This is a genomic window from Bacillus sp. XT-4, from assembly GCF_050864245.1.
In the GTDB taxonomy this organism is placed as follows: domain Bacteria; phylum Bacillota; class Bacilli; order Bacillales; family Bacillaceae; genus Bacillus; species Bacillus altitudinis.
In genome coordinates, this window is sequence record NZ_JBPAFI010000005.1 from 191,399 (window position 1) to 216,822 (window position 25,424).

Here is a 25,424-nt window from a genome sequence, read left to right on the forward strand (position 1 = left end):
GAAAAGTGGAATAACAACAGTAATGATAGAGAAAAGAGGGGATTTTCGTGACAACAACTTTCATTGTCATTGGCGCATTATTAGTGATTTTTTTCATCATACCAATCATTTTATTCATCTGGATTTGGATGCGAGATGAAAAACAGGAAGAGCATTCTGTCCTACGAAATTATCCGGTCATTGGAAAATTGCGGTTCATTTTTGAAAAAATAGGACCTGAGCTTCGTCAATATCTGTTTCTAAATGATCGAGAGGAGCTTCCTTTCTCAAGAAGAGAATACGAGCAAGCTGTCATGTCTGGGAAGTACAAAAGCCGGACAATGGGCTTTGGATCAAAACGTGATTTTGACAAGCCTGGTTACTATATTCGCAACGTCCTATTTCCAAAGCAGCGAGATGAGTTACGCATCGATCAATCTGAAAAAATCCAAACAAAAGTGTATCAGATCGATCAAGACAATTTACTGAGAAGAAGTGAACACACGAAAGAAGTCGAAGCAAAACCTTATTATCTCCATGAAGAAGATGTACAAATCATTGGTGAACATACGTGCCAAAAACCCTTCCACGTCAAAGGATTAATCGGTCAATCAGCCATGAGCTACGGCTCATTAGGCGACCGGGCGATTACGGCTCTATCCTCCGGCTTAAAAATGGCTGGCGGCACATGGATGAACACAGGTGAAGGCGGGCTTTCGCCTTACCATCTCAAAGGGGGCGCCGATATCATTTGCCAGATTGGACCTGGTTTATTTGGGGTTCGAACGGAGGATGGCGCATTTTCGTTTGAAGAGTTTAAGAAAAAAAGTGAGCATGATGAAGTAAAAGCCTTTGAACTCAAGCTAGCACAAGGAGCGAAAACACGCGGGGGACACATTGACGGTGAAAAAGTCACAGAAGAAATTGCCCAAATCCGTAAACTGCCGCCACACCAATCCATTGACAGTCCGAACCGGTTCGAGATGTTTCACTCCATTCCTGACATGCTTGATTTTATTGAACAACTGCGAAACATCGGCGGAAAACCAGTTGGAATCAAGCTAGTTGTTGGACATAAAGAAGATATCGAGGAGCTTGCTCTCTATATGAAAAAAAGCGGAAAACATCCTGATTTCATTACAGTGGATGGCGGAGAAGGTGGCACAGGTGCTTCCTTTCATGAACTGGCTGATTCCGCCGGCCTGCCCATTTTCACCGCACTGCCGATGGTCCATCAAATTTTGAAGAAATACGGGGTTCGAGATCAACTCAAGCTGTTTGCGTCTGGTAAACTTCTCTCCCCTGATAAAATCGCCATTGCCCTTTCCATGGGAGCGGATTTTGTGAATATCGCACGGGGCTTGATGTTCTCGGTTGGCTGTATTCGGGCGCAAGTATGCCACACGAATAAATGCCCTGTTGGGGTTGCCACCACAGATCCAAAGCTGCAAAAAGGTTTATCCATTGAAGAAAAGAAATACCGCGTCTGCAATTATATCCTGTCCCTTAGAGAAGGTTTGTTTAATTTATGCGCAGCAGCTGGAATTGAATCACCTATTCATTTTAACGAAAAACATATTATTTTTAGACAAGAAAACGGTCAGACAAGTGAAGTCCCTATGTTCTCAGGCACAGAGCAGTCTGTCTAGTTTAAAAAGGTGCGTTTCCGCACCTTTTTTCGTTGACATTCTTGCTCAATCACGTATAAAGAACTTAATAGATCTATGATAAGGAGAAAGAGTATGCGTGAAAAAAAGGTCCGCGGTATGAAACGAAAGACTCAACAGATCATAAAAGAAATGAACGCACATACGCAGTCGTTTCCGGCGAATGTTTCTGACTACTGGCACCTGCCTCTACCAGCGGCTTATGATTTTATGACGTCCAACAGAACACCGAAAAAGATCAAACGTCTATGCATTCAAACTCTATTGAATAGAGCGGAGCATCTCATTGATTTGAAACCAAACGACGGGGACATATATCGTGTCGTGGTCGCAGTCGATCTGCCTGGATTATGGCATTCACAAATCATTGTGTTTAAAGGGGATTCTTATGTGAAAGATTTCTTCAACAGACAAGATAAGTATCAGACATGGCTTCCCCTTTCTGATCAGAGAAATATTCAAAAAGAATGGGATTTATCTGTTGCACAAAATATGCGAACCATCGGTTTTAAGGAAGTAATCACTGATGACGATGAAGTGTCCTATGAAGGTGAACGATGGTTTATGGGGGAACTTGATGATATCAAAAAGAGCCATTTCAAATGAAATGGCTTTTTTTGTTCAACTTCAAAACGACAAATAATATTTGCAGTGAAAGCTGCTTTATTTTGTTTCGTCCGTTGCTTGTTGCTCTGCTACGCGGTCAAGTGCCATCGTATAGGCATCATTTCCGTAGTTCAAGCAGCGTTTGACACGTGAGATAGTGGCTGTACTTGCACCTGTTTCCGTTTCAATTTTGTGATACGTATTTCCCTCGCGAAGCATACGCGCTACTTCAAGACGCTGTGATAAAGATTGGATTTCATTGATGGTGCACAAATCATCAAAAAATCGATAACATTCTTCCAGGTCTTTAAGGGATAAGATGGAGTTGAATAGCTGATCTAAGCTTTTGCCCCTTAATTTATCAATTTGCATCTTTATACATCTTCTCCTTTACTATTGGCACACCGCTTCGCAGTGACTTTTCCGAGAAAGCGGTATCTTTCCTGACTCATTTTTTTCAACCTCAGCAATGAGCTTTGAACGAATCATGACAGGTTTGGTTCTACGCTGAAAATGCTATCAGGTTCTTTCGTAAGCCGAAGCTTCTTTATCGTAAACAAATTCGACAAGTTTTGTCATATTCCTTGTGCGACAATCTGACAAACTTGTTTGCCTCCGATATCTAGAACACTTCTGCTCTGTTAAGTCTTTCCCTAAAAAAACAGTATGTGTAGAAAGCTTGGCGAGACGACAAACCTGCGCCCCGCCTTGCTTAATTATTCAAAATATGTTGGTCGGCCAGCGTAACCGACAGATTCATTTTACAATTGGGCACTTCATTCGTCATGTCAAAGCCCTATGCTTTGTCACCATATCTAGCAGCGAAGAGATCTCTTGCTCACTTCTGCCCTATAACAGCGGTCAGAAATCTAGCAAATATGATACAGCTCCACTCTGTTATATTTTAACGCATTATAGACGGAAAGAGTACAGTTTTTTTCATGACATCAAATATTCCTCTTGGTGTCACTCGAATATACGGCAAGTGTGTGCTTTGGAAAAAGACAAGTGTATCAATCGGGCAGTCAAATGGATACCCTCGCTCAATGAGTAGCTCGCGTAACGTTTGCTCCTGCTGAAGAACCGTTTCAAACGGTTCAGCTGATGCACAGCCTGATAATTGCAGCGGGATTTCATGCAAAATCTTTCCGTTTTCTGTGAGCACAATTCCCCCGCCAATTTCTTTCATTCGCTTATGAGCAAGCATCATATCATCTTTATTTTTCCCAATCACTAAAATGTCACCAGTGGTTGAAAATGAGCTGACAAACCCTTGCACCTTGTTTGCAAATCCTTTTAACATTGTGTTCACGCGCCACTCGCCTTTTCGATCAATCAGACTGAAGAAGCTTTGATCATGGTCACAGGACAGCTGATTGACAGAGTTATCAATCTCCACTGTATAAGGCTCCATAATGACAGCATTTCGCATTTTGACACCGAGCGGCATTGAGAATTGCAAGTCACTCATCGTCAGGTCATAGCTTAAATCTAATGGTTCGAGCCCGCCATTTTCCCATTTTGTCTCTTGGAATTGATGCTGGTTCTCCCCCTCTAATTTAAGGATCACCCCTTTAGAAATAACCGTTTCTGGATTTGGATTCATCGGATCATCTAAGATATTCAAAGAAGCCAATCGACCAGGACCGACCACGCCTAATAAGTCATCAATTTGATAGTATTTCGCAATGTTAAAGGTCGCCATATTGTACGCATCAATAGTAGGCACGCCTTCTTCAAGGGCAATGGAAATGAGACGATTGATCATGCCTTCTTCATAAAAATGAGGTGCTGATCCATCTGTTGTATAGAAAAAGTGATCGTAGTGCCTAAAGTCACGCTCATGCAACTCTCTTAAAATGTTCACTAAATCTGGGCGGATGGAAGAATGACGCAAGGACACATGATAGCCAAGAGACAAGCGTTTGAGCACATCGTCTGCATTCATTGCTTCATGATCACTGTCCGCTCCAAACAGCTTCATTTTTGTTAGCGTTTTCTCAGAAGCCCCAGGGAAATGTCCTTCAATTCGTTTTCTCTGCTTCTTCGTTTCTTGCATGCAATATAAAATGAGATCATCACCGTCCATTAATCTTGGCCAGCTCGTTAATTCGCCGCCTTGAAGGACGTCGGGATGATCAATCCATTCTTTCCGATAGTTAATAGGAAGCATCTCATCTTCATACCTGACCTCGGTTTGAAGATCGTATCTGGACCACCAGAAATACTGAAATGGCTGCTTTTTTAATTCACATAGAGTGGAAAGCGCTTTCTTTTCATTGCTTTGCAAAAGAAGAAATAAGTTATCGCTGACCATCGTTGTTGTGCCAAATTGAGACACATATTCTGCAAGTGATTGGGGATTATAAATATGGAACGGATGCGCGTGAGGTTCAATATACCCCGGCACAATGTATTTACCTTCACAATCAATCACACGTTTAGCTGATTTATTTTGAGGAAGCTCTGCTCCGACATAAACAATTCGATCATCATGTATCCAAATATTTGCCTTCACCCATTGCTTCAAAAACGGGTTTAGCACGAGTCCATTCGTTAAAAGGAGTGTTGGAACTATTTTTGAGTCGACTACATCGATTTGTGTGCGGATGTCATTGTTTCTCCAATTAAAAGTACGTTCGGACATTCACATACTCTCCTTCATTTGTATTAGCCCTATCGTAACATAACGAACCACGTTACGCATTAATGAAACGTTACAATTTCTTGAAATCACACTTAAAATAATTTAAAAAAGGAGAATTACTTGCAATGAAACCTAATCTTGGCTTAATGGAAGCGCTCATGAGAATTGCCTGCGGAATGACGATATGTACTGTAGCTGGATCCTTATATGCTCGAAAACCATGGAGTAAAATGCTGCTTTTTGGCATCATGCTCGGCGGATTAAAATTGGGTTCTGGTATTCTTCGTTTTTGTCCAGTGACCTATATGTGTGAACAGCAGAATACACATAAAGAGAAGGCTGAGTAGACAGCCTTCTTCAGATTGTTGACAAAGGGCTTAAATGAATTTTATTTTAACTCTTTGTCTTCCTTTCAGCGTGACATGAAAACCTTTGAAGTCTAGGAAGGGCGAGCACCGGAGCGGAGCGAATGTTACATTCGTGAGCACCGGCGCACAGACCAGCGGGCGAATGCGAGGGTTTATCTGCACGCTGGAGAAGGCTGAGTAGACAGCCTTCTTTTTTTGTGTGTGAATCACTCCGCTGCTTCGCACCATTTGACCAACGTACCAGCAATGATTTCTGCTGCTTCAATGACATGTTTGATTTCAATGGATTCATTCGGGAAATGGGCAAGCTCTGTCGTTCCAGGTCCAAACACAATGATTGGGATATCCGCTGCTTGTGACAGTAATCCGCCGTCTGTCCCCCAAGGGGCGGCTTCCACCTTTGGCGGGTGCTGCATGACCTCTTCATATTGTTCCTTCAATAGACCTAAAAGCGGGTGATCAGAGTCGATTGACCCTGGAAGCCATCTAGCACCAAACCACTCCACCTCCACAGGATGTTCTTGAAACCAATCATCCTTTTCAGCGAGTCCAGTCATCCAATTTTCTAATTCCTTCTCTGCCTGCTCAACTGTCTCACCTGGCATCACACCAAGCCTGCCTTCCATTGTGACAAGATCTGCGACAGAGGACGGCCAATCACCGCCTTGAATTTTCCCAATGTTGATAGGAATTGGAATCGGGATATGCTGAAACAGCGGCTCCGTCACTCGCTGATTTCTTTCTTTTTCTAGTGCCGCTAAATGAGAAAGGACCACCGTGCTCTTTTCAATAGCAGAAACACCGTGATACCTTGTTCCGCCATGAGCTGCCCTTCCTTTAATATGCAACCTAAACCACTTTGACCCTTGCTGAATCGGAAAAATGTTCATATGACTTGGCTCTGGAATGATGGCAGCATCCGCTGTGTACCCCTTCAATATTGCTGCAAGTGTGCCTGCTCCGCCGCTTTCCTCTTCGACGACACTATGAAACACCACATCTCCTTTCAGGGGAATCTGAAGCGCATGCAGTGCCTCAAGCGCAAAGAGTAAAGAAACGTTTCCACCTTTCATATCTGTTGCCCCGCGTCCATAAAGTCTCCCGTTTATGATATGCCCGCTGTAAGGCGGATATGTCCATTGATTCTTATCTCCTGCCGGAACCACATCTACGTGCCCGTTTAATAAAATCGATTTGCCGCCACCTTTTCCTTTCAATCGCCCAGCAACGTTGGGACTCCCTTGAAAAGATCGGCGCGGGGAATAAAAATAAGGATGCTCTAGTAATTCATCGCCACCAATTTCCCAAACGTCTACATCAAAGCCAATGGCGGACAGTTTATTGGCCACGATCTGCTGAACCTCTTCTTCATTTCCTTGGGTGCTGTCACATTGCACCATTTGCTGAAGAAGCGTAATGGCTTCATCCTGATGCTCTTTCATCCAGTTTCTGATACGTGTCATTGGCTGCAAGTCGTTCATCCTTTCTACACAACAGATTTGACATCAGGCGCTAAAATTAATGGCGCTTCAGTCGCCCTGATGACATCTTCCGGCTGAAATGGCGGCATGACTTCACGTAAAATGAGCAGCTGAGACTTGACCTCAATGACCGCCATATCCGTAATAATCAAATCGACACACGCTTTAGCGGTTAATGGCAATGTACAAACCGTTTTCACTTTAGATCGACCGTGTTTATCAAGATGGCTCATCACCACGACCACTTTTTTCGCTTTTTGCGCCAGCTCAATCGCTCCGCCCATACCTGGTACTCTTTTCCCCGGTACAATCCAATTGGCAAGATCCCCTTGGCTGCTTACTTCAAGTGCACCCAAAATCGTCATATCCAGCATTCCTTTTCGGATGATGCCAAAAGCAGTCGTACTGTCCATGTACGAGCCGCCCTTTGTCAACGTAATGGGAAAACCACCGGCATTGCACAAATTCGAATCTTCTTCCCCTTGCAGAGGCGAGGCTCCTGCCCCCATAATGCCGTTTTCTGCATGCAGCCACACCTCGTAATGTGATGGAATGTAATCTGCTGCTAGGGTCGGAATGCCGATCCCAAGATTCACAATCATGCCATCTTCAATTTCTTGTGCTGCTCTTTTGGCAATGCGGTGTCTTAAATCGATGTCTCCCATGCCCATGTCCAGTTCACTCCTTTTGATTGCACGATTTGATTCACAAATACGCCTGGCGTCACGATTTCTTCTGGATCGAGCTGCCCCGCTGCCACAATTTCTTCTGCCTCCGCAATGGTCCAGTCTCCTGCCATCGCCACAATCGGGTTTGTATTCCGTGCGCTTTTATCAAAAATGAGGTTTCCCACTTCATCTGCTTTGTAGGCATTGACGATGGCAATATCCGCTGTGAGCGCAGGCTCTAACATATAATTCTTCCCATTCAGCTCAACCAATTGTTTCTCATCGAGATTCAGGCTATCCATCCCAACATCTGTCACAATGCCCGCCAGCCCCATTCCGCCTGCTCTGATTTTTTCTGCAAGAATGCCCTGCGGATAAAAATGAACGTCTAATGTACCAGCCTGCATTTTCTGTCCGGCAATGGGATTTGAGCCGATATGAGAGGCGATGATTTTTTTCACTCTTCCTTCTGTGATGAGCCTGCCCACACCAATTTGCGGGAAACCTGCATCATTTCCGATCAATGTCAGATCTTGAATATTTGCTTCCAAAATGGCATCAATCAACGATGGTGGTGAACCCACGCCGCCAAATCCGCCAAACATGATGGTCATGCCATCTTTTAATCGCGGCATCACGTCATCCAAACTCACGGTTTTGTTCATATTCGTTCCTCCTTACATAGCAGATGGGAAAAATCCTCGATTGATCACTTCTTGTTCGACTTGTGTGATGGTTTGCCCGAATAAATCAATGAGTTCATCCATTTCCTGCTGTGTGATGGAAAGCGGCGGTGCGATCATAACTGCTGCGCCTCCGACTCCATCCTCTCCAGCGCTTGCTGGATACACAAGCAGTCCATTTTGTTTTGCCGTTTCAACGACGAGATTGGTTATCTGAGCATGTGCAGGAAATGGCGTTTTGGATAAACGATCTGCGACAAACTCAATGCCAATCAGCAATCCCTTCCCTCTCACATCTCCTATGATGGAATGATTGACTTGCAAATCTTTTAAAGCATTCATCAGATATCGCCCAGAAAGATCAGCCCGGTCGGGAAGCTGATGCTTTTTCATATATCGAATGACCGCTAATGAAACGGCTGCTGAAAGCGGATTGGCACTATATGTGTGCCCTGCCATGACAGAGCCGGAGCCGCTGATAATCGGTGCCATCACACGATCCGTTGAGACAACTGCTGCGATTGGAGAATAACCTGCGCTCATGCCCTTTCCAAGAACCATGATATCTGGTACCGTGCCCCAATGTTCCATCGCAAACATTTTTCCAGTTCGTCCAAAGCCCGTCATGACTTCATCTGCGATCATTAAAATGTCGTTTTCTTCACAGACACGCTTCATCGCTTCGAAATAACCGTCTGGCGGCAGGAGCGCCGCTCCCGCTGCGCCAACAATCGGTTCGGCGATCAATGCGGCAATCCTCTCTTTTCCTATACGCTGGATGACGGTCTTAAATTCCTGAACATACCACTCGACCTGCTTGCTGTCTTCCTTTGGCAGCCATGACCGGTAGCTATAGGGCGGAGACAGCACTGGATGCTTTTCAAGCAGTGGTTCAAAGCGCTCTCTCCTTGCAATATGACCTGACATTGACAGCGCCCCTAATGTAATACCGTGGTAACTCATCCACCTTGAGATGATATGATTTTTTTCCGTCTTCCCCTGCTCCTGCCAATGCTGAATTGCCATTTTCATAGCAGTCTCCGTTGCCTCTGAACCGCTCCCTACAAAAAAAGACCAGTTCAGATCACCTGGGCAAAGTGTACTCAATTCATACGCTAGTTCTTCCGCTGGTTCATTCGTAAATTGTGACCTGTACGTAAAGCTCACCTTGTTCGCTTGCTCCGTCATCGCATCAATAATCTCTTGTATGCCATGTCCAATACTTGCCGTGACTGCCCCTGATGAGCCATCTATATATTTTTTTCCGTCCCGATCATATAAATAAATCCCCTCTCCTCTCACAGCCACAGGATATTGCTGATTTAACATCGGTTTGATTAAGTAATCCCGGGTCTCCACTTTGTCATTCCTCCCTCTCTTGTCAGCAGCTGCACTTTCTTTTTACATGAATCGCAAGAAAATTTTGTATACTTGGTATAAGATTAGCTTAATCAAGAGGGCAGTCATCCTCCATTCGCCATATGCCCGAATTTCACATGTGTTTTTTATACATGGTGTATAAGAGTGTTCAAAAGGAGGTCATGAGTCTATGGCGATTCTCGTCAAAGATGCACTCTCGCTCGATATGATGAAAGAAGCCAAACTGCTTGCTGGAGAAAATGGACTGGATCGTCTTATCCAGTGGGTGACCATTGTGGAAATTATTGAAGACACGTCTAGACTTTCCGAAGGAGAATTACTTGTTACAACTGGGTTTGGACTGACAGAAAATAAAGAAAGACGCATCCGGCTTGAAAAATTGATTCAATCTCATCGTCTTTCAGCCATTGCCATTTATAAAGGCGTGTACTTAACGGAAATTCCCGCATCACTCATTGAAGCCGCCGATAATAGCGGTATTCCGCTCATCGAGATTCCGCCCCATGTCAATTTTTCAGACATCACAAAAGCCGTTCTAGAACAAATCGTCAGCAGTCAGCTCCATCAGCTCAAATATTCTTCCGCAATTCATCAAAGACTGACCCATTTAAATGTGAGCAATAAAAATGTCACGCAAATTACAGATGAACTGGCACATCTCACAGCAGCAAATATCGTCGTACTGGATGTGTTTTTGCACCAAACAGCAGCTCATCTCGAAACAGACGAAGTGACCTATTCTCCTGCTTTTGGCTTTCTAACAGATGACGAACCGATTGAAACCTCTTCTCTGCTCAAGCAGGCAGAGGAAAAAGGCCGGCTCGTCTATGACACATATGGTGCGTTTGTTCTAGCAGCATGCCCCGTGATTGCAATGGGGGATATTTTCGGGTTCATTGTGGCGTTAAAGAAAAAAGAGACGTGGCACCATCTCGATGCCATCGCCATTGAGCATGCCGGTGCGGTGTATGCGATTGAATGGTTGAAACAAAAAGCCATTCAAGATACAGAAAACCAAATGCAGGGGCATTTATTGGATGATATGCTGCAACAGCAATACACAGAAGAAAGTTATGTCATCGAACAAGCAAGAAAGCTGCAATATGATATGAGCGAAGAACAAGTCGTCATCTACTTTCAATTTCAGCATCAGCACACACAGCTCGACCATCAAATGGTGCAGCGCCTATCCCAATTGCTCACATCCATTTTTGAACGCAGACAAATTCCTTTTTTATTAAAAGCAAGGCTTGATTCCATTTTCGTTCTGACACCCGCAGGAAAAAACACATATCAAGAAACAAATTGGTATCGTGCATCAGAAGAATGCCGCAGTACTTGGTCTTATTTTTTCCCCGTCCATCCCATTGTGATTGGCATTGGAAGAGCCTACGACCAGATCAGTCTCTTTGCTAAAAGTGCAAAAGAAGCCCAGTATGCAGCAAGGCTTCTTCCTCTTTTGAAAACAGATGACAGCATCATTCATTATCAGAAGCTCGGCCTATATGGGATGCTGCTTGAAATGAACGAAGCCGGAATGAATTTGCATGACTTTTATGTGGAGCTGTTAAGCCCGCTGCTTTATACAAAAAAACAAGGAGCTGACCTCATTCATACACTCGAAGTGTATTTGGCACACAATGAAAATATTCAAAAGTCAGCGGGGGAATTGTTTATTCACCGGCATACGTTAAGCTACCGGTTGAAACAAATTGAAACGAGAACAGGCTGCAGCCTCAAATCCACTGATGATCGGATGAAGCTGCAGCTGAGTATCATGGCGTACCGCCTATCTGGTCTGCTTGATCAGATGAGAACCATTTCATGATTCATTTGGCGTTTTGACCCATAGATTCATATCTTCAATTTTGTCAAAAATATAGCAGTTGTTTTGAAAGCGTCCGGTGTATGTATACCCGAGCTGATAAAATACTTGATTCATTCCATAGGACAGTGCACGGGCGAGAGAATAAAAGACATAAATGTGCATGGATTGAAGCTCTTGTTCGAGGGCTAGAATCAAATGATGCATGAATCCTAGTTTTCTGTATGTGGGAAGGGTTGCACAATCTGTTAATTCTGCATGACCATACGGTACATTGATTTCAGCGGATGCGGCACTTACAAGTTGACCGTCATGTTCAACGGCATAAAAAACCGTCCCTTCCTCCATTACCTTTCGGATGTAATCTGGCTCGTTCATTGGTGTGGGGTACGTTTCAAAGACCGTATCATAGAGCGCTGCTAGCTTGTGCACATCCTCTGGACCAGCTTTCCTCATCACATACTCATCCTGCCATGTGCTTTTGTCTGTTTTGATCGGCTTTTCTTGAATAGACGCAACGATTTCATCTTCCTTCAGCCAAAACGGGCTGTTCATTCGGTCTTCGGTCAGAAAAAGCGACATGCCGTATGCATCACTTCCGAGGAAATAATGAGAAAACACGCCTTCAAGCCGAAAGCCTTTTGCTAAAAAAAGCGGCATATGCTCACGCCTTACTTTTACAATAACCTTAGACGCCTTGCAGTCCCCCGCTTCCTGAAGCACGGACTGAATCACATCCTGCACCCTGCCGCTATAGTCATCCAAACGAATTCGCTCATTGAATGAATCCATACAGATCAAAGCAGAAAAACGCTCGTTTGCAAGTTTCTTCAATTGCACCATACACTCATTCCCCTCTTAGCTAATAAAAAACTTCCAAATTAAAAATGAAGAAATAGCAATGCCAGAAAAAATGGATAGGATCATATAACTAATGGCAAAGCCTTTTTTCAATTTATTCTGCTTAATGGCAGTCACCATGATGTTATTTATAGTTATGAGATATAAAACAAGCATGACGTTTGCAAAGATGATAAATGCTTTGATTTCCATGTTTCCTCCCTAAATCTATTCGTAATCCCATACTACTTCTTCATCATCTGCCCGCATCCCTCTATGAACAGAAGAAGAAAAAACACCTTTCCATCTCGTCAGATAGAAAGGTGTTTTGATTAAACGTTTTTCCCCGCAGCCTTCAGCGCACGGGCGCCAATGTCACGGCGATAGAATAAACCTGGCTGAATGATTTCTTCAACCGCTTCATACACTCTTGTTCTTGCCGCTTCGAATGTTTCGTCAAATGCGGTCACATTCGCTACACGACCGCCATTTGTGACGAATTGATCGTTTTCCTTTTTCGTTCCTGCATGGAAGGTCACGACATCAGAGACCGTTGTTTGCAAAGCACCGATTGGCGTGCCTTTTGCGTAGTCTTCCGGGTATCCTTCTGATGCAAGAACGACACTGACAGCGGCTGTGTCTTTCCACTGCAAGTCCACATCTTTTCCATCTAAAATGTCGAGGAATACTTGGACTAGATCTGATTCAAGACGAGGGAGCACTACTTGCGTTTCAGGGTCGCCAAAGCGTGCATTGAACTCAATGACTTTTGAGCCTTCTGGTGTTAGCATTAAGCCTGCATATAAAATGCCTGTAAACGAACGCTCTTCCTGCACCATCGCGCGAGCTGCTGGTTTGACGACGTCTTCCACCGCTTTTTGTACCACTTCATCAGAAATTTGTGGAACCGGTGAATAAGCACCCATCCCGCCGGTGTTTGGTCCTTTGTCATCTTCAAATGCCCGTTTATGATCCTGTGCGATCACCATCGGATACACCTTTTCTCCATTGACAAAGGCCATCAGAGAAAACTCTTCACCCGTTAAAAATTCTTCAATGACAACCGATGCACTCGCATCACCAAACTTTTCATCCTCTAAAAAGTCATGCAGGCAGTTGATCGCCTCTTCAAGCGTCATTGCCACAGTCACGCCTTTTCCTGCGGCAAGCCCATCTGCTTTAATGACAATTGGAGCACCCTTTTCTTCCACATATACCTTCGCTTCTTCAAACGATGTAAAAGTGGCGTAAGCGGCTGTCGGGATATCATAATTTTTCATTAAGTCTTTTGCAAATTCTTTTGAGCCTTCAATGATTGCGGCTTTTGCATTCGGTCCAAATACCTTTAGACCTGCTTCTTCAAATGCATCGACGACACCTGCAATTAAAGGAACCTCTGGACCGACAATTGTTAAACCGATGTTATTGTCTTTTGCAAAACGAATTAACGCCTCATGATCTCCCTCGTCGATCGGGACAAGCTTCGCAGCGTCTGTCATTCCATCATTGCCGGGTGCGACAAATACTTGGCTGACAAGTTCGCTTTGATTCACTTTCCATGCGATGGTATGCTCTCTTCCGCCTCTGCCGATAATTAATACGTTCACACTGTCATCCCCTTAATGTTTGAAATGTCTAACGCCAGTGAAGACCATGGCGATGCCGTATTCATCTGCTTTTTGGATTGATTCTTCATCACGAATGGAACCACCTGGCTGGATGATCGCTGTGACGCCTGCCTTTGCAGCAGCTTCCACTGTATCGCCCATTGGGAAAAATGCATCAGAACCTAGTGCGCTTCCTTTCGCTTTTTCACCTGCTTGCTCAATCGCAATGTTAGCCGAGCCAACACGGTTCATTTGACCAGCACCAATACCTGCTGTCATTTGATCCTTCGCTAGAACGATGGCATTTGATTTCACATGTTTGACGACTTTCCAAGCGAGCTTTAAGTCTTTCCATTCGTCTTCAGTCGGCTCTCTTTTCGTTGGAATAGAGATCGTTGCTTCCTCTAAGCCGTATGTGTCGATATCCTGAACGAGTAATCCACCATGAACACTTGTGAGCTGCTTTTCTTTTTTCCCAAGATCTGCTTCTACATCTAATGTTAGTAGACGAAGGTTCTTTTTCGCTGTTAGCACATCAAGTGCTTCTTGGCTAAACGATGGTGCGATGACGATTTCTAAGAAAATCGTATGGAGCACCTCAGCCGTTTGCTTATCTACTTCACGATTAAGCGCCACAATGCCGCCGAAAATAGATGTTTCATCTGCTTTAAATGCACGATCAAATGCTTCTGCAATCGTTTCCCCTGTCCCAACACCACATGGGTTCATATGCTTTACAGCCACAGCCGCTGGCTCCGTAAATTCACGTACAATTTGAAGAGCTGCATCTGCATCTTTGATGTTGTTGTAGGAAAGTTCTTTTCCATGTAATTGCGTTGCAGTCGCTAAAGAGCCTTTGCTTGGAAGCGCATTTTCATAGAACGTCGCCGCTTGGTGCGGATTTTCTCCATAACGAAGAGATTGTTTTTTCTCAAATGTGACTGTGAACTGTTCTGGCTCTGTTTCGCCAACAAAGTTCGTTAAATAATCCGCAATCAGGGCATCGTAAGCAGCTGTATGACGGAATACTTTTGCTGCAAGCTCACGTTTTTTCTCTAGTGATACGCCACCTTCTTTGATTTGTTGAACGACAGAATCATAATCACGCGGGTCCACAATCACAGTGACGTCCTGATGGTTTTTAGAAGCAGCACGAAGCATACCCGGTCCGCCAATATCAATGTTTTCAATCGCTTCTTCATACGTGACATCGTCTTTGGAAATGGTCTCTTTAAATGGATATAGATTCACAACGACAAGATCAATCGGCTGAATGCCGTGCTTTTCAATCTGTGCCATATGCTCATCGTTTTCTCTCACTGCTAACAGTCCACCGTGAATGTTCGGATGAAGCGTTTTGAGTCGTCCGTCCATGATTTCTGGGAAGCCAGTCACTTCAGAAATACCAATGACATCAATGCCGTTCTCTTGAAGAAGTTTGTGTGTACCACCAGTTGAAATCACTTCAACGCCAAGTTCTGTTAGTTCTTTCACAAAAGGTACAAGATTTGTTTTATCGGAAACACTGATTAATGCGCGTTTGATCGTCATGCCTTTGTCACCTCATTAAGATAATTCTAAAAGTGATTTGATCACTTTTGGATATAGTGTATGTTCTAATTCATGCATTCTTTTTTCAATGGATTCAAGGTCTTCCCCTTGTTCAATATGAATGGCTGCTTGGTCAATAATCGGGCCGGTATCCATGCCTTCGTCGACATAATGAACCGTGATGCCAGCCACTTTGACTCCTGCTTGATAGGCTTGTCCAATCGCATCGAGTCCAGGAAATGCTGGCAATAAAGAAGGGTGGATATTCACGATTTTCCCTCTAAATGCATCAAGCAATGTCGGACCGATCAGTCGCATATACCCAGCGAGGAAAATCCATTCCACTTCATGCAGCTTCAGCTGTTCAATGATGGTTTGCTCAAAAGCGGCTTTACTCGGGAAAGCCTTCGGCGTAAAAGAAAAGGACGGAATGCCCTCTTTCTCTGCCCGCTCCAGCACCTTCGCACCCGGTTTATCACAGATCACAATGGCGGCTTTTGCCGGCCACTGTTCTTCTTTTAACGTATCAATAATGGCTTGAAAATTTGTCCCGCTTCCAGAGGCGAAGATCGCAAACTTTTTCATGAGAGGCTTCCACCACCGAAAGTGACGCCTTCTCCTTTTTGAACTCGTCCGATAAGAAAGGCTTTCTCTCCGTCTTGTTCAAGTCCGCTAATCACATCGACGAGATCATCCTCTTTGACGGCTAGGACAAAGCCGATACCCATATTAAATACATTGAACATCTCTTCTGCTTTCAATTGCCCTTTTTCTTGAATAAAGGAGAAAATAGGCGGAACTGGCCATGAACCATTATCAATCTCAACACCAAGTCCTTCAGGTAGCATACGTGGTAAATTCTCAATAAAGCCACCGCCTGTCACATGTGCCATACCGTCAACTTTGCCAGCTTTCACTTGTTTAAGAACAGGCTTGACATAAATCTTCGTCGGTTCAAGCAGCTCTTCTCCAAGTGGTCTTGTAAAAGGTTCATACGTTTGGTGAAGATCTAGACCCGCATCTTCAAGCAATACTTTTCTTACAAGAGAATAGCCATTGCTATGAATTCCGCTAGAGCTGAGTCCAATCAGCAAATGCCCTTCCTTGATGTTCTCTCCTGTGACGATTTCATCTTTTTCAACGACACCTACAGAAAATCCAGCAATATCATATTCTTCTTCTGTGTAAAGACCCGGCATTTCTGCTGTCTCTCCGCCGACAAGCGCTGAGCCAGACTGCTCGCATCCGTCAGCTACACCTTTGACGATGGATTCAATTTTCAAAGGATCTGCTTTTCCAACTGCTAAGTAATCTAAGAAAAAGAGCGGCTCTGCCCCTTGTGCAAGTACATCGTTCACACACATAGCAACAGCATCTACACCGATCGTATCGTGTTGATCCATTAAAAAAGCGAGCTTTAATTTCGTACCAACACCATCTGTTCCTGAGACAAGTACGGGCTTTTTATATGGCAGTTCAGATAAATCAAACATCCCGCCAAATCCGCCTAGAGCCCCCATGACACCTGCTCTTTTTGTACGTTCTACGTGTGTTTTCATTCGTTTAACGGCTTCGTATCCTGCTTCGATGTCGACACCGGCGTTTTTATATGCTTCTGACATCCCATTCACTCCTTTTATCTGCTTGTCTTCCATGTATTTTCGGCAGAATGAAAGAGCAGCATATCAAATCACGTTGACTGCTGCTCCATTATTCGATTATTTCGTCAGGACTGTTTCCTTCACATGAGGAAGGACAGTATCTTCATAAATTTCGGTCGGGTATTTTCCAGTAAAGCATGCTAAACACTGACCGCGCTGCGGATCATCATACTTTCTGCCAATCCCGTCCATTAAACCGTCTACAGATAAAAATGCAATGGTGTCTGCACCGATTTCCTGTCTAATTTCTTCCACTGAATGAGATGACGCAATCAGCTCTTCGTGTGTAGACGTATCAATTCCATAAAAACACGGATGAGCAATTGGCGGTGAACTAATGCGTACATGCACTTCCGTCGCACCCGCTTCTCTTAGCATCGTCACAATTCGGCGGCTTGTTGTTCCACGTACGATGGAATCATCCACCATGACGACACGTTTGCCTTCGACCACCCCGCGCACAGCAGACAGCTTCATTCGCACGCCCTGCTCACGCAATGCTTGAGACGGCTGAATAAATGTCCGGCCGACATATCGGTTTTTAATTAAACCTAGCTCATATGGAATACCTGTTGCTTCGGCATAACCAATCGCTGCAGAAATACTGGAGTCTGGCACACCTGTCACGACATCTGCTTCGACATGTGCTTCTTCTGCAAGCTTCTTGCCAAGATTCTTTCTCGCACTATGCACGTTGATGCCATTGATATTGCTGTCCGGTCTTGAGAAATAAATGTATTCCATGCTGCACATGCTGCGGTTAATGTTCATCGAAAAGCGCTCAGATTTTAAGCCTTCATCATTAATGATCAACATTTCGCCAGGCTCTACATCTCGTAAATAGGTAGCACCAACGACATCAAATGCACATGTTTCAGAAGCGACAACATAAGCATCTCCAAGCATACCAAGTGAAAGTGGGCGTAATCCGTTCGGATCAAGTGCTACGATCATTTCTGTTTCCGTCATGATTAGGAAAGCATAAGCTCCTTTTAGCATGGACAGAGCATTTTTGATTTGATCCTTCAAATCCATATATCCACTACGCTTAATTAAGTGAGCGAGCACTTCGGTATCAGAAGACGTTTGAAAAATACTTCCTTGGTTCTCTAACTGCTGTTTTAATTGCGTTGCATTGACCAAGTTTCCATTATGAGCAAGGGCAAGACTGCCATTGTTTTGCGAGCGGAAGAAGAGGGGCTGCACATTCTCAAAGCCGCCTCCGCCTGCTGTCGCATACCGAACGTGTCCGATCGCACCTTTTCCCTTTAAATCCTTAAGCTCACCGTTTTGGAACACTTCCGTAATCAGTCCAAGGCCTTTGTGTGACGTCAGGTTTTCACCGTCTGTTGCAATAATTCCTGCACCTTCTTGTCCTCGGTGCTGAAGGCTATGCAATCCGTAATATGTGATTTGCGGGGCTTCTTCGTGTCCCCAAACCCCAAAGACGCCACATTCTTCGTTTAAGCCTCTGATTTCAGCAAGCATGGGATCGCTCCTTTCCATGCGCGTTCAAGCTCGTTGACTGCCGCATGAATCCATTGTTGTCCTTCTTGATTTTTGACAGTGAATACACCATCATTTGTGACCGTTCCGACTTCTTTTGCATCTTGCACAGCCGCAGCAAACGCTTCGCGGTTTTCTGGTTTCACTGTGACGACAAAACGTGACTGTGATTCACTGAATAGTGATGCTGCGCTGTTTAGATCGATCTGGATATCAGCGCCAAGACCATCTGTTCCAAATGTACTTTCAGCTAGTGCTACACCAAGACCGCCTTCAGACACATCATGTGCTGACTGAACAAGTCCGTTTTGAATTGCTGCTAATAGGGCTTCTTGACGCGCCAGTTCTACATCCAAATCAATTTCTGGTGCTTTTCCGTAGATACGGCCTTCTGTCATTTTTTGAAGCTCACTGCCTGCGAATTCTTCCTTCGTTTCACCAATGACGAAAATCACATCGCCTGCCTGTTGGAACGATTGAGTCGTAATATGAGCTGTATCTTCAATCAAACCAACCATGCCAATAACTGGCGTTGGGTAAATGGCTGTACCATTTGACTCGTTATATAAAGAGACGTTACCGCCGATGACCGGTGTGCTTAATGTACGGCAAGCTTCGCTAATGCCGTCAGCAGACTTTTCAATCTGCCAGAAGATTTCTGGTTTCTCCGGGTTACCGAAGTTCAAGTTATCTGTTACTGCAAGCGGACGAGCGCCTGAGCAGACAATGTTACGTGCAGCTTCTGCAACGGCGATCTTCCCGCCAACCTCTGGATCAAGGTAGAGATAACGTGCGTTACAATCTGTTGTCATCGCAAGAGCTTTTTTCGTCCCACGGATTCTGAGCACACCCGCATCAGAGCCAGGTGCAACGACAGTGTTTGTACGAACCATATAGTCGTATTGATCGTAAACCCATTCTTTACTCGCAATCGTTGGCTGCTTTAACAGCTGTTTCAATGTATCTGCTGCATCTGTGATCGCTGGAGCTTCCACTTTTGTTTCTAAAAACTCACGATAGTATGCAGGCTCACTTGACGGCTTGTGATAAACCGGTGCTTCTTCTGCAAGTGCATCAACTGGAAGCTCACACACTACTTCTCCTTGATGGAGTAAACGAAGCATTTTATCATCTGTCACATGACCGACTGAGACTGCTTCAAGGTCGTATTTTTCAAAAATATCAATGATTTCTTGCTCACGGCCTTTTTCAATGACCAACAGCATTCTCTCTTGGGATTCAGACAGCATCATTTCATACGCTGACATGCCTGTTTCACGCTGAGGGATCAGGTCTAGGTTCATTTCGATACCTGAACCAGCTTTACTTGCCATCTCTGCACTTGAGCTAGTTAAGCCAGCCGCTCCCATATCTTGAATGCCCACAAGCGCATCATTTTTGATGACTTCAAGGCATGCTTCAAGCAAAAGCTTTTCCATGAACGGATCGCCGACTTGAACCGCTGAACGTTTTTCTTCTGATTCATCAGAAAATTCTTCAGACGCAAATGTTGCACCGTGAATCCCGTCACGTCCCGTTTTAGCACCAACGTACATGACCGTATTGCCAACACCTTTTGCCTGCCCTTTCTTGATGTCTTCATGGTTGATTAACCCCACACACATCGCGTTAACGAGCGGATTGCCTTCATAACTTTGATCAAAATGAACTTCTCCGCCGACTGTTGGAATACCGATACAGTTTCCATAGCCTGCAATCCCTGCCACTACTTCTTCAAACAAGTACTTCACGCGCGGTGAAGTCAGTTCACCAAAACGAAGAGAGTTTAATACCGCAATTGGACGAGCCCCCATGGAGAATACATCACGGATGATTCCGCCGACACCTGTTGCCGCTCCTTGATACGGTTCAATTGCAGATGGATGGTTATGTGATTCGATTTTAAATACAACCGCTTGGTTGTCTCCAATATCAACGATTCCAGCGCCTTCCCCAGGACCTTGAAGAACATGCTCTCCTTTTGTCGGGAATTTACTTAAAACAGGCTTTGAGTTTTTATAACTGCAATGCTCTGACCACATGACAGAAAAGATACCCGTTTCCGTGTAGTTTGGCAGCCTGCCAATAATGGATTCGATTAAAGCGAATTCTTCATCACTCAATCCCATTTGCTGATACAATTTCTCTTCTTTAATTTGCTTGTGACTTGGTTCAAGCAGTAGTGACATGAGTGTCCCTCCAATTTTTCACGATAGATTGAAACAATTTAAGTCCGTCTGCGCTGCCTAGTAATGAGTCAACCGCGCGCTCAGGGTGCGGCATCATGCCGAGTACATTGCCCTGTTCATTCGTTACACCTGCAATTCGATTGACACTGCCGTTAATATCGTCACCGTAAGTGAAAGCGATTTGGCCTCGTTCAATCAGCTTCGCTAACGTGTCTTCGTCACAGTAGAAGTTACCTTCACCGTGTGCTACAGGAATCGTAATCGATTCACCTTTTTGATAACCGCTTGTAAATTGCGTTTCGTTGTTCTCTACAATGAGTTCAACTGGACGACAGATAAATTTTAGATCTTTATTCCGTCTCATTGCACCTGGCAAAATGCCAAGCTCCTGAAGAATTTGGAACCCGTTACAAACACCAAGAACAGGTTTTCCTTCCGCAGCTGCTTTTTTCACAGCCGGCATGATGTTAGAAAAACGAGCAATCGCACCGCATCTTAAGTAATCCCCATAAGAGAAACCGCCTGGTACGAGTACACCGTCAAAACCATCAAGACTCGTTTCGTCGTGCCATACATATTCAACTTGTTCACCTAACTCATCTTGAATCGCATGATACATATCGATATCACAGTTAGAGCCAGGCAAGACGATCACTGCAAACTTCACTGTGCGACAACCTCCTCCACCTCATAGCGGTAATCTTCAATCACCGTGTTGGCAAGCAATTTTTCACACATTTCTTTGACCACTGTATCTAAGTCACGATCTGATTTCTCAATGACTAGCTCCATATATTTCCCGATACGGACATCCTTTACTTCCTGATAAGACATGCTGTGCAAAGCGTGCTGCACGGCACTTCCTTGTGGATCAAGAACGCTCTCTTTTAAGCTGACAAAAATTTTCACTTTATACATGTTTATGGCCTCCAAGTCTTTTGAAAATTTCTTCGTATGCATTTGTTAAGCCGCCCAGGTTTCGTCTGAACACGTCTTTATCAAGCTTTTCGTTTGTGTCTTTGTCCCAAAGCCTGCACGTATCAGGTGAAATCTCATCAGCTAGCAAAATACGATTCTCGTGATCTATTCCGAATTCAAGCTTGAAATCAATTAAATTCACATGGCAATCTGAGAAGATTTGCTTCAATTCTTCATTCACTTGTCTTGTGATTTGTTTCATTTCCTCCACCTGTTCAGGTGTCGCTGCATGTAAAATGCGAATATGATCTTCTGTAATGAGCGGATCGCCAAGTGCATCATCTTTGTAGTAAAACTCGATCAAAGGTGTGTCCAGTTTCGTTCCCTCTGGAATCCCAAGACGTTTTGACATACTGCCTGCCACCACGTTTCGCACAACGACTTCAAGCGGTACGATGTCTACCTTTTGAATGAGCTGTTCTGTTTCAGATAGGCGTTTCACAAAGTGATTGTTGATCCCTTTCTCATGTAGCATTTGAAAAATCAAGCTAGATATTTCGTTATTCAGTCTGCCTTTGCCTTCAATTTCCGCTTTCTTTTCACCGTTAAATGCTGTAGCTGAGTCTTTATATTCGACATATAAAATATGCTCGTCATCGGTCTGATAGATTCTTTTCGCTTTGCCTTCGTAGAGAAGTTCTTGTTTCACAGTCATTCAGATTGGCCTCCTAATTTGAATGTTGGCAATTTTCAGGATTAGACGCCTGACTAGCAGGCGGCCCATTTCTTACGCAAGACCTAGACGTTCGAAAATCATATCGACATTTTTCAAGTGATAGTTGTAATCGAAGCAGTCAGCGATTTGTTCAGGTGTTAAGCGTGAAGTGATTTTCTCTTCTGCTTCTACTAATGTACGGAATGGTACTTGTTTTTCCCAAGCTTCCATCGCTTTTGGCTGAACCGTGTCATATGCTTCTTCACGTGCCATACCTGTATCAATAAGTGCAAGAAGAACACGCTGAGAGTAGATCAAGCCAAGTGTGCGGTCCATGTTGCGTTTCATATTCTCAGGGAACACCGTCAAGTTCTTCACAATATTAGAGAAACGGTTCAGCATATAGTTCAGTGCAATCGTTGCATCTGGTAAAATGATGCGTTCAGCAGATGAATGAGAAATATCACGCTCATGCCAAAGCGGTACATTTTCATAAGCAGTCAGCATATAACCACGGATGACACGGGCAATTCCCGTCATATTTTCAGAACCGATTGGGTTTCGTTTATGCGGCATCGCTGATGATCCCTTTTGTCCTTTTGCAAAGAATTCTTCTACTTCACGTGTTTCACTCTTTTGAAGACCACGAATTTCAACAGCAAATTTCTCAATGCTTGTTGCAACTAAAGCAAGGGTTGCCATGTAATCTGCATGACGGTCACGCTGCAAGGTTTGGGTTGAAATTGGTGCAGCTTTGATGCCAAGTTTCTCACATACATATTGCTCAACAAACGGGTCGATGTTCGCATATGTGCCAACAGCACCAGAGATTTTGCCGTATTCGATGCCGGCTTTTGCTTGTTTAAAACGTTCTAAGTTACGCTTCATTTCCTCGTACCAAAGACCAAGCTTTAGGCCAAATGTTGTCGGTTCAGCGTGTACACCGTGTGTACGGCCCATCATGACGGTATATTTGTGCTCTTTTGCTTTTTCTTTTAGTATGTCAACAAATCTCTCAATGTCCTTGAGCAAAATATCGTTCGCCTGTTTTAATAGATATGAAAGCGCCGTATCCACTACGTCTGTAGATGTTAACCCGTAATGAACCCACTTTCTTTCTTCTCCTAGAGATTCAGATACAGCACGCGTAAAGGCAACCACGTCGTGGCGCGTGTCTTGTTCAATCTCTAAAATACGATCAATATCAAAGCTTGCATTCTTACGCATAGTCACAACGTCTTCTTTCGGAATGACGCCAAGTTCTGCCCAAGCTTCACAAGCGAGAATTTCTACTTCAAGCCATGCATTAAATTTGTTTTCCTCTGTCCAGATTGCTGACATTTCTGGTCGTGCGTAACGTTCGATCATTTCCCGTTTCCTCCATCTCTTTCAGTCCATGTCTTTGTGATGTTTGCCATCCATTCATCATCAAGCTGTTTCATAAATGTCATATGCCCCATTTTGCGGCCGGCTTTTACTTCATGTTTGCCATATAGATAAAGCTTCGCTTCCTTTAAAAGCTCAGGATGTTCTTTTGGGATGTCCACTTCATCGCCCAGCAAATTCACCATCATACCCTCTGATAAAAGAGCTGTTCCGCCAAGCGGCAAACCGCATATGGCGCGAATGTGCTGTTCAAACTGACTCGTCTCACATAAATCCAATGTGTAATGTCCAGAGTTATGCGGGCGCGGTGCCAGTTCATTGACGAGCAGCTTCCCTTCATTTGTCAGGAACAGTTCAACAGCAAGCGTACCGACCAGCCCTAGCTTTTCAGCAAGCGTTGTTGCCAGCTCTTTTGCTTTCTCCTGAATGCTGCCATCTACCCGTGCAGGCACGATGCTTTGGAATAAAATATTGTGCTTATGAATGTTCTCAGCGACTGGGAATGTCGCAATTTCCCCATGAACAGACCGCGTCACAATCACAGACAGTTCCATTTGGAAAGGAACCCAGCTTTCTAAAATACATGTCCCATGCGTGAGAAGTGCAGCCGCTTCATGAAGCTGATCCTTCTCTTTGATCACGTACTGTCCTTTACCGTCATAACCACCTCTGCATGTTTTCAGCACAGCTGGCAAACCAAGCGCACTTACTGCATCTTTCAGCTCCTTCTCATCATGAACGATGCGATAAGGGGCGACTTCACAGCCTGCATCTACAATCCCTTTTTTCTCGGTTTCACGGTTTTGGGTTAAAAGAAGAAGTTCGCTTCCTTGCGGTAAATACGCCTCTTCCTTCAGCTGATTGAGTGCATCATAGTCAATGTTTTCAAATTCATATGTGACCACATCACTGATGTCCGCCAGCTGCCTTATTGCTTTAAGGTCACTGTATGCGGCTGTAATTTCTATATCAGCAACCTGTCCACAAGGTGAATGTGTGACGGGGTCAAGAACTGCTGCACGGTAACCCATTTGCTTTGCACTGACGGCCATGTATCTGCCAAGCTGTCCGCCGCCGATGATACCAATGGTTGCGTTTGGAAAAATGGTCTGCTTAGCCAAGCTGATCACTGCTTTCTAATACAGTTTGTTTTGTTTGCTCTCTTCTTTCTTCAAGGCGTGCTGCAACGGCTTCATCGAATGCTGAAATCATTTGTGCAGCTAAAAGGCCTGCATTTGTTGCACCGGCTTTGCCGATTGCCACTGTGGCAACAGGTACACCGCCTGGCATTTGAACAATGGATAATAAGGAATCCAGCCCGTTTAATGCTTTTGATTGTACGGGCACACCAATGACCGGCAGTGTCGTTTTTGCTGCGACCATCCCCGGTAAATGTGCTGCGCCTCCAGCACCGGCAATAATGACCTTGAGTCCTTTACCTCTTGCTTCAGTCGCATATTCAAACATCAAATCAGGTGTCCGATGTGCGGATACAACCTGTTTTTCATACGGAATGTTTAATTCCTCTAAGATATCGCACGCATGTTTCATTGTTTCCCAATCAGATGTACTTCCCATGATGACACCTACAAGCGGCTTCATTTTGTCCCCACCTTTAAGCTATTATTCGATTTTGTATCGTTTGACACGCTTCCCAAACCTAAGCAGCTTGTCAAACGCCGAACAAAAAGGCCCGGTTTGTATTGCATTGTTAGGAAGCAACACAAACCGGGCCATGGTAAGCGCT

24 protein-coding genes are annotated in these 25,424 nt (G+C 44.4%); 4 read left to right on the plus strand and 20 right to left on the minus strand.

The window, feature by feature from the left end; translation table 11 throughout:
- Positions 1-47: 47 nt before the first annotated feature.
- Positions 48-1,628 (plus strand): FMN-binding glutamate synthase family protein, encoded by a 1,581-nt coding sequence (locus ACRRMM_RS14920; RefSeq protein ID WP_048002157.1) that lies wholly within the window; start codon positions 48-50, stop codon positions 1,626-1,628.
- A 93-nt stretch (positions 1,629-1,721) separates the two neighbouring features.
- Positions 1,722-2,252, plus strand: a complete 531-nt coding sequence (locus ACRRMM_RS14925) for a DUF3916 domain-containing protein (RefSeq protein WP_125590647.1) — start codon at positions 1,722-1,724, stop codon at positions 2,250-2,252.
- Between the two features lie 57 nt (positions 2,253-2,309).
- Here ACRRMM_RS14925 and ACRRMM_RS14930 read toward each other — a convergent pair whose 3' ends face one another.
- Complete coding sequence (locus tag ACRRMM_RS14930) at positions 2,310-2,624, minus strand: YerC/YecD family TrpR-related protein (protein WP_007496879.1); 315 nt, start codon at positions 2,622-2,624, stop codon at positions 2,310-2,312.
- Positions 2,625-3,156: 532 nt separating this feature from the next.
- A complete protein-coding gene (locus ACRRMM_RS14935; RefSeq protein WP_041093185.1) occupies positions 3,157-4,899 on the minus strand; it encodes an adenine deaminase C-terminal domain-containing protein in 1,743 nt (580 codons plus the stop codon).
- Positions 4,900-5,024: 125 nt separating this feature from the next.
- Between ACRRMM_RS14935 and ACRRMM_RS14940 the strand changes: the two genes are divergently transcribed.
- Positions 5,025-5,246, plus strand: coding sequence for a YgaP family membrane protein (locus ACRRMM_RS14940; RefSeq protein WP_008344274.1), 222 nt, complete (start codon positions 5,025-5,027; stop codon positions 5,244-5,246).
- A 227-nt stretch (positions 5,247-5,473) separates the two neighbouring features.
- On the opposite strand, the gene ACRRMM_RS14945 is transcribed toward ACRRMM_RS14940, so the two are convergent.
- The 4 genes from ACRRMM_RS14945 to ACRRMM_RS14960 are packed head-to-tail and all read right to left on the minus strand — an operon-like array spanning position 5,474 to position 9,458.
- Positions 5,474-6,739 carry a peptidase gene (locus ACRRMM_RS14945; RefSeq protein ID WP_048002159.1) on the minus strand — a complete coding sequence of 422 codons (1,266 nt, stop codon included), beginning with the start codon at positions 6,737-6,739 and terminating at the stop codon, positions 5,474-5,476.
- Positions 6,740-6,753: 14 nt separating this feature from the next.
- Positions 6,754-7,419 (minus strand): 3-oxoacid CoA-transferase subunit B, encoded by a 666-nt coding sequence (locus ACRRMM_RS14950; protein ID WP_048002160.1) that lies wholly within the window; start codon positions 7,417-7,419, stop codon positions 6,754-6,756.
- Complete coding sequence (locus ACRRMM_RS14955) at positions 7,395-8,081, minus strand: CoA transferase subunit A (protein WP_048002161.1); 687 nt, start codon at positions 8,079-8,081, stop codon at positions 7,395-7,397. Before ACRRMM_RS14955 ends, ACRRMM_RS14950 begins: the two co-directional genes overlap by 25 nt.
- A 12-nt stretch (positions 8,082-8,093) precedes the next feature.
- Entirely contained in the window at positions 8,094-9,458 is a 1,365-nt protein-coding gene (locus ACRRMM_RS14960) for an aspartate aminotransferase family protein (RefSeq protein WP_048002162.1), read from the minus strand.
- A 190-nt stretch (positions 9,459-9,648) separates the two neighbouring features.
- Between ACRRMM_RS14960 and ACRRMM_RS14965 the strand changes: the two genes are divergently transcribed.
- The gene (locus tag ACRRMM_RS14965; RefSeq protein ID WP_048002163.1) at positions 9,649-11,307 is read left to right on the plus strand and encodes a PucR family transcriptional regulator; all 1,659 of its coding nucleotides are present in this window, start codon (positions 9,649-9,651) and stop codon (positions 11,305-11,307) included.
- Here the strand turns inward: ACRRMM_RS14965 and ablB are convergent.
- The 14 genes from ablB to purE all read right to left on the minus strand — a co-directional run bounded on the left by ablB (position 11,302) and on the right by purE (position 25,279).
- A complete protein-coding gene (gene ablB / locus ACRRMM_RS14970; RefSeq protein WP_428828812.1) occupies positions 11,302-12,147 on the minus strand; it encodes a putative beta-lysine N-acetyltransferase in 846 nt (281 codons plus the stop codon). The genes ACRRMM_RS14965 and ablB overlap by 6 nt on opposite strands.
- A gap of 15 nt (positions 12,148-12,162) precedes the next feature.
- Positions 12,163-12,357, minus strand: a complete 195-nt coding sequence (locus ACRRMM_RS14975) for a hypothetical protein (protein WP_008344285.1) — start codon at positions 12,355-12,357, stop codon at positions 12,163-12,165.
- 119 nt (positions 12,358-12,476) lie between these two features.
- Positions 12,477-13,751 carry a phosphoribosylamine--glycine ligase gene (purD, locus tag ACRRMM_RS14980; RefSeq protein WP_048002164.1) on the minus strand — a complete coding sequence of 425 codons (1,275 nt, stop codon included), beginning with the start codon at positions 13,749-13,751 and terminating at the stop codon, positions 12,477-12,479.
- Positions 13,752-13,763: 12 nt separating this feature from the next.
- A complete protein-coding gene (gene purH, locus ACRRMM_RS14985) occupies positions 13,764-15,302 on the minus strand; it encodes a bifunctional phosphoribosylaminoimidazolecarboxamide formyltransferase/IMP cyclohydrolase (protein WP_008344287.1) in 1,539 nt (512 codons plus the stop codon).
- A 15-nt stretch (positions 15,303-15,317) separates the two neighbouring features.
- Positions 15,318-15,887: a phosphoribosylglycinamide formyltransferase gene (gene purN / locus ACRRMM_RS14990; RefSeq protein ID WP_008344288.1), complete on the minus strand. Its 570-nt coding sequence runs from the start codon at positions 15,885-15,887 to the stop codon at positions 15,318-15,320.
- On the minus strand, positions 15,884-16,924 hold the full coding sequence (gene purM / locus ACRRMM_RS14995; protein ID WP_017366751.1) for a phosphoribosylformylglycinamidine cyclo-ligase: 1,041 nt from the start codon (positions 16,922-16,924) through the stop codon (positions 15,884-15,886). The genes purN and purM overlap by 4 nt, the downstream gene beginning before the upstream one ends.
- A gap of 96 nt (positions 16,925-17,020) precedes the next feature.
- Positions 17,021-18,451 (minus strand): amidophosphoribosyltransferase, encoded by a 1,431-nt coding sequence (gene purF / locus ACRRMM_RS15000; protein WP_017359819.1) that lies wholly within the window; start codon positions 18,449-18,451, stop codon positions 17,021-17,023.
- Positions 18,427-20,658, minus strand: coding sequence for a phosphoribosylformylglycinamidine synthase subunit PurL (purL, locus tag ACRRMM_RS15005; protein ID WP_008344291.1), 2,232 nt, complete (start codon positions 20,656-20,658; stop codon positions 18,427-18,429). The genes purF and purL overlap by 25 nt, the downstream gene beginning before the upstream one ends.
- On the minus strand, positions 20,642-21,325 hold the full coding sequence (gene purQ, locus ACRRMM_RS15010; RefSeq protein WP_008344292.1) for a phosphoribosylformylglycinamidine synthase subunit PurQ: 684 nt from the start codon (positions 21,323-21,325) through the stop codon (positions 20,642-20,644). Before purQ ends, purL begins: the two co-directional genes overlap by 17 nt.
- Complete coding sequence (gene purS / locus ACRRMM_RS15015) at positions 21,322-21,576, minus strand: phosphoribosylformylglycinamidine synthase subunit PurS (RefSeq protein ID WP_003214349.1); 255 nt, start codon at positions 21,574-21,576, stop codon at positions 21,322-21,324. The genes purQ and purS overlap by 4 nt, the downstream gene beginning before the upstream one ends.
- On the minus strand, positions 21,569-22,291 hold the full coding sequence (gene purC, locus ACRRMM_RS15020) for a phosphoribosylaminoimidazolesuccinocarboxamide synthase (protein WP_007496901.1): 723 nt from the start codon (positions 22,289-22,291) through the stop codon (positions 21,569-21,571). The genes purS and purC overlap by 8 nt, the downstream gene beginning before the upstream one ends.
- 72 nt (positions 22,292-22,363) lie before the next feature.
- A complete protein-coding gene (gene purB, locus ACRRMM_RS15025) occupies positions 22,364-23,659 on the minus strand; it encodes an adenylosuccinate lyase (RefSeq protein WP_148780533.1) in 1,296 nt (431 codons plus the stop codon).
- The gene (purK, locus tag ACRRMM_RS15030) at positions 23,656-24,798 is read right to left on the minus strand and encodes a 5-(carboxyamino)imidazole ribonucleotide synthase (protein ID WP_224559841.1); all 1,143 of its coding nucleotides are present in this window, start codon (positions 24,796-24,798) and stop codon (positions 23,656-23,658) included. The genes purB and purK overlap by 4 nt, the downstream gene beginning before the upstream one ends.
- Positions 24,791-25,279 carry a 5-(carboxyamino)imidazole ribonucleotide mutase gene (purE, locus tag ACRRMM_RS15035; RefSeq protein ID WP_017359824.1) on the minus strand — a complete coding sequence of 163 codons (489 nt, stop codon included), beginning with the start codon at positions 25,277-25,279 and terminating at the stop codon, positions 24,791-24,793. The genes purK and purE overlap by 8 nt, the downstream gene beginning before the upstream one ends.
- Positions 25,280-25,424: the final 145 nt, after the last annotated feature.

Coding starts and splice junctions, on each gene's coding strand:
- ACRRMM_RS14955 (WP_048002161.1), bottom strand. CDS start 8,081: ATGAACAAAACCGTGAGTTTGGATGACGTGATGCCGCGATTAAAAGAT.
- purH (WP_008344287.1), bottom strand. CDS start 15,302: ATGACGATCAAACGCGCATTAATCAGTGTTTCCGATAAAACAAATCTT.
- ACRRMM_RS14975 (WP_008344285.1), bottom strand. CDS start 12,357: ATGGAAATCAAAGCATTTATCATCTTTGCAAACGTCATGCTTGTTTTA.
- ACRRMM_RS14965 (WP_048002163.1), top strand. CDS start 9,649: ATGGCGATTCTCGTCAAAGATGCACTCTCGCTCGATATGATGAAAGAA.
- purC (WP_007496901.1), bottom strand. CDS start 22,291: ATGACTGTGAAACAAGAACTTCTCTACGAAGGCAAAGCGAAAAGAATC.
- ACRRMM_RS14925 (WP_125590647.1), top strand. CDS start 1,722: ATGCGTGAAAAAAAGGTCCGCGGTATGAAACGAAAGACTCAACAGATC.
- ACRRMM_RS14935 (WP_041093185.1), bottom strand. CDS start 4,899: ATGTCCGAACGTACTTTTAATTGGAGAAACAATGACATCCGCACACAA.
- ACRRMM_RS14950 (WP_048002160.1), bottom strand. CDS start 7,419: ATGGGCATGGGAGACATCGATTTAAGACACCGCATTGCCAAAAGAGCA.
- purN (WP_008344288.1), bottom strand. CDS start 15,887: ATGAAAAAGTTTGCGATCTTCGCCTCTGGAAGCGGGACAAATTTTCAA.
- purM (WP_017366751.1), bottom strand. CDS start 16,924: ATGTCAGAAGCATATAAAAACGCCGGTGTCGACATCGAAGCAGGATAC.
- purF (WP_017359819.1), bottom strand. CDS start 18,451: ATGCTTGCTGAAATCAGAGGCTTAAACGAAGAATGTGGCGTCTTTGGG.
- purS (WP_003214349.1), bottom strand. CDS start 21,576: ATGTATAAAGTGAAAATTTTTGTCAGCTTAAAAGAGAGCGTTCTTGAT.
- ablB (WP_428828812.1), bottom strand. CDS start 12,147: ATGGTGCAATTGAAGAAACTTGCAAACGAGCGTTTTTCTGCTTTGATC.
- ACRRMM_RS14940 (WP_008344274.1), top strand. CDS start 5,025: ATGAAACCTAATCTTGGCTTAATGGAAGCGCTCATGAGAATTGCCTGC.
- ACRRMM_RS14930 (WP_007496879.1), bottom strand. CDS start 2,624: ATGCAAATTGATAAATTAAGGGGCAAAAGCTTAGATCAGCTATTCAAC.
- purB (WP_148780533.1), bottom strand. CDS start 23,659: ATGATCGAACGTTACGCACGACCAGAAATGTCAGCAATCTGGACAGAG.
- purE (WP_017359824.1), bottom strand. CDS start 25,279: ATGAAGCCGCTTGTAGGTGTCATCATGGGAAGTACATCTGATTGGGAA.
- purL (WP_008344291.1), bottom strand. CDS start 20,658: ATGTCACTACTGCTTGAACCAAGTCACAAGCAAATTAAAGAAGAGAAA.